At 68.7% G+C, this 6,452-nt stretch carries 6 protein-coding genes and 1 pseudogene; 4 read left to right on the forward strand and 3 right to left on the reverse strand.

From position 1 onward, the window contains the following. Positions 1–74 precede the first annotated feature (74 nt). From qcrC to IEZ12_RS00380, 4 genes are all read left to right on the forward strand, one after another. Positions 75–896 (forward strand): cytochrome bc1 complex diheme cytochrome c subunit, encoded by an 822-nt coding sequence (gene qcrC / locus IEZ12_RS00365; RefSeq protein WP_043913533.1) that lies wholly within the window; start codon positions 75–77, stop codon positions 894–896. Between the two features lie 8 nt (positions 897–904). Continuing rightward, positions 905–1,960, forward strand: a complete 1,056-nt coding sequence (gene qcrA / locus IEZ12_RS00370; RefSeq protein WP_229847105.1) for a cytochrome bc1 complex Rieske iron-sulfur subunit — start codon at positions 905–907, stop codon at positions 1,958–1,960. Then, on the forward strand, positions 1,957–3,618 hold the full coding sequence (gene qcrB, locus IEZ12_RS00375; protein ID WP_189270236.1) for a cytochrome bc1 complex cytochrome b subunit: 1,662 nt from the start codon (positions 1,957–1,959) through the stop codon (positions 3,616–3,618). The genes qcrA and qcrB overlap by 4 nt, the downstream gene beginning before the upstream one ends. 102 nt (positions 3,619–3,720) lie before the next feature. After that, positions 3,721–4,086 carry a GntR family transcriptional regulator gene (locus IEZ12_RS00380; RefSeq protein ID WP_043913536.1) on the forward strand — a complete coding sequence of 122 codons (366 nt, stop codon included), beginning with the start codon at positions 3,721–3,723 and terminating at the stop codon, positions 4,084–4,086. A 70-nt stretch (positions 4,087–4,156) separates the two neighbouring features. Here the strand turns inward: IEZ12_RS00380 and IEZ12_RS00385 are convergent, their stop codons facing one another. The 3 genes and pseudogenes from IEZ12_RS00385 to IEZ12_RS37445 all read right to left on the reverse strand — a co-directional run. Continuing rightward, a complete protein-coding gene (locus IEZ12_RS00385; RefSeq protein ID WP_229847106.1) occupies positions 4,157–5,422 on the reverse strand; it encodes a L,D-transpeptidase in 1,266 nt (421 codons plus the stop codon). 171 nt (positions 5,423–5,593) lie between these two features. Further along, positions 5,594–6,010 carry a cytochrome c oxidase subunit 4 gene (locus tag IEZ12_RS00390; RefSeq protein WP_043913540.1) on the reverse strand — a complete coding sequence of 139 codons (417 nt, stop codon included), beginning with the start codon at positions 6,008–6,010 and terminating at the stop codon, positions 5,594–5,596. Beyond that, a pseudogene (locus tag IEZ12_RS37445) lies at positions 6,007–6,452 on the reverse strand (aa3-type cytochrome oxidase subunit I); the annotation flags it as partial. The pseudogene IEZ12_RS37445 and the gene IEZ12_RS00390, both read right to left, overlap by 4 nt.

A 6,452-nucleotide genomic window follows, 5' to 3' on the forward strand; every position in this document is an offset into this window, starting at 1 on the left:
CCCGGCGTCATCGCGACGCATGTGGAGTCGGGGGCAGGCTGCTGCCGACCAGATCCTGACACCGGGGTTATTCCGTGAAAAAGCTCTCCGCACGACGGCGCCACCCACTGGCGGCGGTCGTCGTTCTACTTCTCGCCCTGGCGGCCACCGGGGGGCTGTACGCCGCTTTCGCGCCCGCCTCGAAGGCGCAGGCCGACAGCTCCTCGCAGTCGCTCGCCATCGACGAGGGCAAGAAGCTCTTCGCCGTCGGCTGCTCCTCCTGCCACGGCCTGAACGGCCAGGGCACTTCTGACGGTCCGTCGCTGGTCGGCGTCGGCTCTGCTGCTGTCGACTTCCAGGTCGGCACCGGCCGCATGCCGGCCCAGCAGCCGGGCGCGCAGGTCCCGCGCAAGAAGGCCGTCTACAACCAGTCCGAGATCGACCAGCTGGCCGCGTACGTGGCCTCGCTCGGCCCCGGCCCGGTCACTCCGAACCCGGACCAGTACCAGCCGTCCGAGGACAAGGTCACCAACGCCGAGCAGGTCGCCAAGGGTGGCGAGCTGTTCCGCACCAACTGCGCCCAGTGCCACAACTTCGCCGGCAAGGGCGGCGCGCTGACCGACGGCAAGTACGCCCCCTCCCTGGAGGGCGTGGACTCCAAGCACATCTACGAGGCCATGCAGACCGGCCCGCAGAACATGCCGTCGTTCCCCGACACCACCATGCCGGAGGAGCAGAAGCGCGCGATCATCGCGTACGTCCAGAACACCAACGACGCGCCGAACCCCGGTGGTCTGGCCCTGGGCAGCCTCGGCCCCTTCACCGAGGGCCTGTTCAGCTGGATCTTCGGTATCGGCACGCTGATCGTGATCGCGATCTGGGTCGCCGCCCACACCACCAAGGCCAAGAAGTCATGAGCCACGACATGTCAGAGAACCTGCCGGAGGCGCACGGAGCCTCCCACGGCGCTGAGGTCGTCACCCACGACGACCCGTTCGCCGACCCGGGCCTGCCGGCCCACGAGCCGCGTCGGACCGACATCGACGAGCGGGCCGCCAAGCGGGCCGAGCGCCAGGTGTCGCTGATGTTCGTGCTGTCGATGCTGGCGACCGTCGGCTTCATCGCGTCCTACGCCGCGATCGACGCCGACAAGCTGGTCTACATCTTCCCGCTGGGCAAGGTCAGCGCCCTCAACTTCGCCCTGGGCATGACCCTCGGCGTGGCGCTGTTCTGCATCGGCGCGGGCGCGGTCCACTGGGCCCGCACCCTGATGTCGGACCACGAGCTGCCGGCCGACCGTCACCCGATCGAGGCCTCCGACGAGGTCCGCAACGACGTCATCGAGCAGTTCAAGACCGGTGCCGCGGAGTCCGGCTTCGGCCGTCGCAAGATGATCCGCAACACCCTCATCGGTTCGATGGCCCTGGTGCCGCTGTCCGGTGTGGTGCTGCTGCGCGACCTCGGCCCGCTGCCGGAGAAGAAGCTCCTGCACACCGGCTGGGACGAGGCCACCCAGGCCAAGCCGATCCAGCTGGTCAACATGAACACCGACCAGCCGATGAAGCCCGAGGACATCATCCAGGGCTCGCTGACCTTCGCCAAGCCGCACGGCCTGGAGGAGTCGGACGAGGACTTCCAGCAGCGCATCGCCAAGGACGCCCTGATGCTGGTCCGGATCGCGCCGGAGGACATCAAGGACGCCCAGTCCCGCGACATGGGCTTCGAGGGCATCCTGGCCTACTCGAAGATCTGCACCCACGTCGGCTGCCCGATCTCGCTGTACGAGCAGCAGACCCACCACGCGCTCTGCCCCTGCCACCAGTCGACCTTCGACCTGGCGGACGGCGCTCGCGTCATCTTCGGCCCGGCCGGCCACCCGCTGCCCCAGCTGAAGATCACCACCGATGAGCAGGGCTTCCTGGTCGCCACCGGCGACTTCGACGAGCCCGTCGGCCCGAGTTACTGGGAGCGCAAGCGATGAGCACCGCGAGCGGCACCACCACTGGTGCCTCCAAGCCGGCCAGCACGCGCGCCAAGCCCGCCAACAAGGCCGAGGCGACCGCGGACTGGGTCGACGGCCGGCTGGGGATCTACTCCCTGGCCAAGGCCAACCTGCGCAAGATCTTCCCGGACCACTGGTCCTTCATGCTCGGTGAGATCTGCCTCTACAGCTTCATCATCATCATCCTCACGGGTGTCTACCTGACGATGTTCTTCAAGCCGAGCATGGCGGAGACCGTTTACCACGGTTCCTACCTGCCGCTGAACGGCATCCGGATGTCGGAGGCGTACGCCTCGACGGTGGACATCAGCTTCGAGATCCGCGGCGGTCTGCTGATCCGCCAGATCCACCACTGGGCCGCGCTGGTCTTCGTCGCCGCGATGTTCGTGCACATGATGCGCGTCTTCTTCACCGGCGCGTTCCGCAAGCCCCGTGAGATCAACTGGCTGTTCGGCTTCCTGCTGCTCTGCCTGGGCTTCTTCGACGGCTTCTTCGGCTACTCGCTGCCGGACGACCTGCTGTCGGGCACCGGTATCCGCTTCATGGAGGGCGCGATCCTGGCGGTGCCGATCGTCGGCACCTACATCCAGATGTTCCTGTTCGGCGGCGAGTTCCCGGGCACCGACATCATCCCGCGCTTCTTCACCATCCACGTGCTGCTCATCCCGGGCATCATGCTGGGCCTGCTGGTCGCGCACCTGATCCTGGTCTTCTACCACAAGCACACCCAGTGGGCGGGCCCGGGCAAGACCGAGAAGAACGTCGTCGGCATGCCGCTGATGCCGGTCTACATGGCCAAGGCCGGTGGCTTCTTCTTCCTGGTGTTCGGCATCATCGCGGCGATGTCCGCGATCGCCACCATCAACCCGGTGTGGGCGTACGGCCCGTACCGTCCGGACCAGGTGTCGACCGACGCCCAGCCCGACTGGTACATGGGCTTCGCCGAAGGCCTGATCCGCTTCATGCCGGGCTGGGAGATCTCCGTCTGGGGCGGCCACACCCTGAACCTGGGCGTGTTCATCCCGCTGATGCTCTTCCCGCTGGTCCTGGTCGCGATCGCGGTCTACCCGTTCATCGAGTCCTGGGTCACCGGCGACAAGCGCGAGCACCACATCCTGGACCGCCCGCGCAACGCCCCGGTCCGCACCGCGCTCGGCGCGGCCTGGATCTCGCTGTACCTGGTCCTGCTGGTCGGCGGTGGCAACGACCTGTTCGCCACTCACCTGCACATGTCGATCAACACGATCACCTACATGGTCCGGGTCGGCTTCTTCGTGGTGCCGGTCATCACCTTCTTCGTCACCAAGCGCTGGTGCCTCGGCCTGCAGCGCCGCGACAAGGACAAGGTGCTGCATGGCCGCGAGTCGGGCATCATCAAGCGCCTGCCGCACGGTGAGTTCGTCGAGGTCCACACGCCGCTGTCGCAGACGGACCTGCACACCCTCACCGCGCACGAGCAGCCCCAGCCGCTGGAGCTGCCCGCCGAGACCGACGAGAACGGCGTGGCCCGCAAGGCCGGCGTGGTCACCAAGACCCGTACGAAGCTCTCCGAGGGCTTCTACGGCGAGGGCAACCAGATCGCCAAGCCCACCTCCGAGGAGTACCTGGAGATCACCAGCGGCCACGGCCACCACTGATCCCTAGCTGTCACGCCACGTCAGAACCCCCATCGGCTCCGGCCGGTGGGGGTTCTGGCATATTTCTCCGGCACCGGCCCGACGCCCTGTTATCTTGGCCGGGTGCACGTGGCGATCGACCCTCTCTCCTCCACGCCGCCCTACGAGCAGGTGCGCTCGCAGATCGCGGCCCAGGCCCGTACGGGTGAACTCCCGACCGGCCTGAAGCTCCCCACCGTCCGCGCGCTGGCCGAGCAGCTCGGCCTGGCCGCCAACACCGTGGCCCGCGCCTACCGCGAGCTGGAGGCGGACGGCGTGGTCGAGACCCGCGGCCGGGCCGGCACCTCCATCGCCCCCACCGGGGACACCTCGCACCGCCTGGCGGCCGACGCAGCCGCCGAGTACGTGGCCCGCACCGCCCGCCTCGGCCTCGGCCGCGACGAGGCGCTGGCCGCCGTCCTGACGGCGCTGGACGCCGCCCACCGCTGACGCGAACGGCGAGGTCCGCCCGGCAGGAGCCGGCGCTCCTGCCGGGCGGACCTCGCCGCCGTCGCTGTCACTACCGGCCCGCGGCCGTCCCGTCCGGCGCCGGGTTGTTCACGGCGGTCTCCGGCGCGGCCGTGTTCACCGGCTTGCCGAGGGCGCTGTGCTTCACGTAGTCGTCCCAGTCGACGTTCCAGTCGCCGAAGCCGTTGCCGAACGGCTCCATCTCGTGGCCCTTGCTGTTGACCACCTGCACGAGGTCGCCGACCCGGGTGTTGTCGAAGAACCACTTCGCGTCGTCGGTGCTCATGCCGGTGCAGCCGTGGCTGACGTTCTCCCGGCCCTGCGCCCAGGTCGACCAGGGCGCCGCGTGGACGTACTCGCCGCTCCAGGTGACCCGGGTCGCCCACTTCACGTCCAGGTCGTAGGACTCGCTGCTGCCGTCGGGTATGCCGATGGTCTCGCCGCTCATCCGGACGGAGGACTCCTGGCCGAGCACGACCTTGACGCCGTTGCGGGTGTCGAAGCCCGGCTTGCCGGTGGTGACCGGGATGGTCCTGACCACCTCGCCGTTGCGCTTGTACGTCAGCTCGTCGCTGTCGGCGTCGATCACCGCCTCGACCCGGTCGCCGGTCCGCAGCGCCAGGGTCTTCTCGTCGCCGCCGTACACGCCTTCGGAGACCCGGATGCCGGGCAGGTCGTAGGCGAGCTTCACGGTGGCGTTGGCCGGCCAGTAGTCCTCCGGCCGGAAGTGCAGGTTCTGGTCGTCCACCCAGTACCAGGCGCCGGTCACGGCGGGCTGCGAGGTGACGGTCAGGCCGTTCTCTATCTGCTTGCGGGCCGCCGGGTCGGTGACCTTCTCGGACAGCGTCACGGTGAGCGGCTGGCCGACGCCGTAGACGCCGCTGCCGGAGCTGTCCGGGCCGAGGTCGGCGCCTATCACGTGCGGGGCGGCCCCGGTGGTGAAGGTGGAGTCGGCCTCGCCGTGGCCGCCCTTGCCGTCCTCGGCGGTGACCTTGACGGTGTATCCGGCGCCGGCCCGGAGCGGGTCGGTGGTCTGCCAGTGCTGCTGGTCGGCGGCGAGCTGTCCGGCGACGGGCTTTCCGTCGGGGCCGGTGACGGTGACCTCGCCGAGCTTGGCGGTGCCGTCCGCGGTGACGCTGAACGCCTTCGTGGGGTCGGCCTTCGCCCCGGCCGCCGAGGTGTGGATCAGCGGCGCCACGTCGACCTGATGGGGCGAGTTCTTTCCGGACGGGCCGCTGGTGGAACATGCCGCAGCCGGTGTGATCACCAGCAGGGCGGCCAGCGTGGTCCGGGTATTGACTATCCGAGAGCCCTTCAACGGAACCTCCCAGGGGTTGGAACCTGCCTCGAAGCGTAGGAAGGCGTCACCCCGGAGGCACTCCGGGTAACCCGCGCGGGGGAACTTCGGAGCGGTACCCGGACGACGAAGGGCCGGGCACCCCCCGAGGGGAGTACCCGGCCCGCCGTACGGCTTGCGCGATCCGGAACCCTACTGGTTCTGGTTCTCGCCGCGGTAGAACTCGAAGACCCAGCCGTACAGACCGATCAGCAGGACCGGAATCGACCAGAACAGCAGCCACCAGCCGAAGATGACGCCCAGGAAGGCCAGCGCGCCACCGACCGCCAGGGACAGCGGCTGCCAGCTGTGCGGGGCGAAGAAGCCCAGCTCGCCGGCGTCGTCCGAGACCTCGGCCTCGGGGTTGTCACCCGCACCGGTGTCCACCCGCTTGGCGGTGAACGCCAGGTAGAAGCCGATGAAGGCGCACAGGCCGAAGGCCAGGAACAGCGCGGTGGTGCCGGCGGCCTCCAGGCCGTGGTCCGACTTGGTGGTCCACACGAAGTACGTGATGGCGATGGCCAGCGTGAAGACGGCCAGACCCGCGAAGATCTTTCCCTGTTCCTTCATCGGGCGTCGCCCTCCTTGCCCTTGCCAAGGGAGCGGCCGTCGTACTGCGCGGGCGTGACACCCTCGAAGTGCTTCGCCATCTCACCGTGGTTCTCGAGGTAGTCCAGCGCGGCGATCTCCGGGTGGTGCAGGTCGAACGCCGGGGATTCCGAACGGACACGCGGCAGCGTGGTGAAGTTGTGCCGCGGCGGCGGGCAGGAGGTCGCCCACTCCAGCGAACGGCCGTAGCCCCACGGGTCGTCGACGGTGACCTTCTCGCCGTACTTGGCGGTCTTCCACACGTTGTAGAGGAACGGCAGCATCGACAGGCCCAGCAGGAACGAGCCGATGGTCGACACCGTGTTCAGCGTGGTGAAGCCGTCCGAGGCCAGGTAGTCGGCGTAGCGGCGGGGCATGCCCTCGGCGCCGAGCCAGTGCTGGACCAGGAAGGTGGTGTGGAAGC

The organism is Kitasatospora griseola, assembly GCF_014648555.1.
GTDB classification, from domain to species: domain Bacteria; phylum Actinomycetota; class Actinomycetes; order Streptomycetales; family Streptomycetaceae; genus Kitasatospora; species Kitasatospora griseola.

Coding starts and splice junctions, on each gene's coding strand:
- qcrA (WP_229847105.1), top strand. CDS start 905: ATGTCAGAGAACCTGCCGGAGGCGCACGGAGCCTCCCACGGCGCTGAG.
- qcrB (WP_189270236.1), top strand. CDS start 1,957: ATGAGCACCGCGAGCGGCACCACCACTGGTGCCTCCAAGCCGGCCAGC.
- IEZ12_RS00390 (WP_043913540.1), bottom strand. CDS start 6,010: ATGAAGGAACAGGGAAAGATCTTCGCGGGTCTGGCCGTCTTCACGCTG.